4 protein-coding genes are annotated in these 2,139 nt (G+C 44.8%); all 4 read right to left on the bottom strand.

Annotated elements, in window-relative coordinates:
• The coding region (locus tag ACP45E_RS16060) for a cytidylyltransferase domain-containing protein (RefSeq protein ID WP_426511446.1) at positions 1-165 on the bottom strand (165 nt) is incomplete at its 3' end.
• Complete coding sequence (locus ACP45E_RS16055) at positions 165-344, bottom strand: Trm112 family protein (protein ID WP_017033838.1); 180 nt, start codon at positions 342-344, stop codon at positions 165-167. The genes ACP45E_RS16055 and ACP45E_RS16060, both read right to left, overlap by 1 nt.
• Complete coding sequence (gene lpxK / locus ACP45E_RS16050) at positions 325-1,332, bottom strand: tetraacyldisaccharide 4'-kinase (protein ID WP_017037026.1); 1,008 nt, start codon at positions 1,330-1,332, stop codon at positions 325-327. The genes ACP45E_RS16055 and lpxK overlap by 20 nt, the downstream gene beginning before the upstream one ends.
• Before the next feature lie 3 nt (positions 1,333-1,335).
• Positions 1,336-2,139: ATP-binding cassette domain-containing protein (locus ACP45E_RS16045; protein WP_141707368.1), on the bottom strand; the 804-nt coding region annotated here is incomplete at its 5' end.

The following is a 2,139-nucleotide window of genomic DNA, read 5'->3' as shown; positions in this document are numbered from 1 at the left end:
CTCTACACGACGGTCATCCGTCGCTATGATAACCTGCTCTGCACCTGCTTGAATGGCTTGCTCATAGACCCATTGAATCATAGGCTTCCCTGCAATATCAGCCAAAGGTTTACCAGGAAGACGGCTAGACTGAAATCGTGCCGGAATGACAACCGTAAATGACATTAACGTCCCTCTTCTGCTGAAATAGTACGAGCTTCAGGTTCGATTAAAACAGGAATACCTTCTTTAACTGGGTAAGCTAATCGGTCTAGCTTACAAATAAGTTCTTGGTTTTCTTTATCAAACGTGAGCTTTCCCTTACACACAGGGCAAGCGACAATCTCAAATAGACGATGATCCATATTGTTCCATTACCTCTTTTATTTTTTCCATAATGCGCTGTTCGTTACCCATTTCAAACTCAGCAGAAACAGGTAAATACCACCATGTTTCAGTGGCAAAATCTCGACACTTGACGGCATCTTTCTCTGTCATGATCAAGTTTGAACCATATTGACTTAGCGTATTTAACTCTTGTTGTTGATACGCTTGATGATCAGCAAACCCTTGGGTCTTTATTAGCTTTGCATCAAGTTGTTTTAATGTATTAAAAAATCTAGGTGGATGACCTATCCCAGCAAATGCCACGAGCTTTTCTAATGTACTCACGCAGGCACGCTCTCCGGTGACCAAGTTAATGGCTTCGGATGGCACCAACGTCATGCCAATTTCACTGTTTTTAGGCTCGCCACCATTAGCAATGACAAAGTCGACCTCCTCTAAGCGAGCGGTTTTTTCTCTCAATGGCCCTAATGGGATCAGCTGTTCATTGCCAAAACGCCTGATGCCATCAACAATGACAAACTCAATATCTCGCTCAAGCGCGTAGTGTTGTAGTCCATCGTCGGTAATGATGATATCTACCCCTTTGGGAAGCAAAGCTTTTACCGCTTCCGAACGTACTGGCGACACAGCAACAGGCACATGGGTTCTTTGTTTGATTAACTTGGGTTCATCACCACAATGAGCCGTCGGCGTTGAGCTTTCAACAATCAATGGATAATTGGGAGCTTTCGCTCCGTACCCTCTGGACACCACACCCGGTTTAAAGCCTTGCTGCTTAAGTTTTTCAACCAGCCAAATGACCACAGGAGTTTTCCCGTTACCACCCGCGGTAATATTCCCAACCACCACAATAGGAACAGGCGCGCGATAGCTTTTTTTACGACCATCGGAAAACGCACATCGGCGCTTAGTGCTTATGTATAGAAATAACTGGCTTAATGGCCATAATACTGGCCAAAGCAAATATTTTAACGGATGGTTATTGAACCAGATCTTCTCAATCACTGGTTACTCACCAAACTGAATTCGGTGCAGTTGTGCATAAGCACCATCTTGGGCCAATAATGCTTTATGGGGTCCACGTTCAATGATTTCGCCCTCGTCCACAACCAAAATCTCGTCCGCTTCTTCAATTGTTGATAAACGGTGCGCGATGACGAGAACCGTTTTATCTTTTTGTAACTCCTCAAGGGCCGCCTGAATGGCGCGTTCTGATTCGGTATCTAGCGCTGATGTGGCTTCATCCAATATAAGCACTGGAGCATCTCTAAGTAACGCACGCGCTATCGCGATACGTTGGCGCTGACCACCAGAAAGACTCGTGCCGTTTTCACCAATGATTGTATCCAAACCATCATCCAAATTATTGATGAACTCCATCGCATGAGCCAATGTAGCTGCCTGTTCTATCTGATCTCGACTGTACTGCTCTTCAGCAGCATATGAGATGTTATTAGCGATCGTGTCGTTAAACAAATGCACATTCTGGGACACCAATGCGAAATGAGTCCTTAGGTTGGTCAGCTTGTAATCGCGAACGTCATGCCCATCCAATTTTATCGAGCCTGAATCTACATCGTAGAATCTTGTAAACAGATTCGCGATGGTACTTTTACCTGAGCCCGAACGACCAACTAAGGCGACCGTTTTACCGGGTGGAATCGTAAAACTGACGTTGTTTAACGCGGGCTTTTCTTTACCTTGATAGGTAAAGGTCACGTCATCGACCTCGACTAAACCTTTCACTTTCTTAACGTCTAACTGCCCCTTGTCACGTTCCGTTTCTAAATCCATTAACGAGAACAAAGTTTG

Origin of the sequence: Vibrio genomosp. F10 str. 9ZD137 (assembly GCF_049974785.1) — a bacterium.
GTDB lineage: Bacteria > Pseudomonadota > Gammaproteobacteria > Enterobacterales > Vibrionaceae > Vibrio.
The sequence above is the reverse complement of the archived record's forward strand: the minus strand, read 5'-3'. Positions and strand labels throughout refer to the sequence as shown.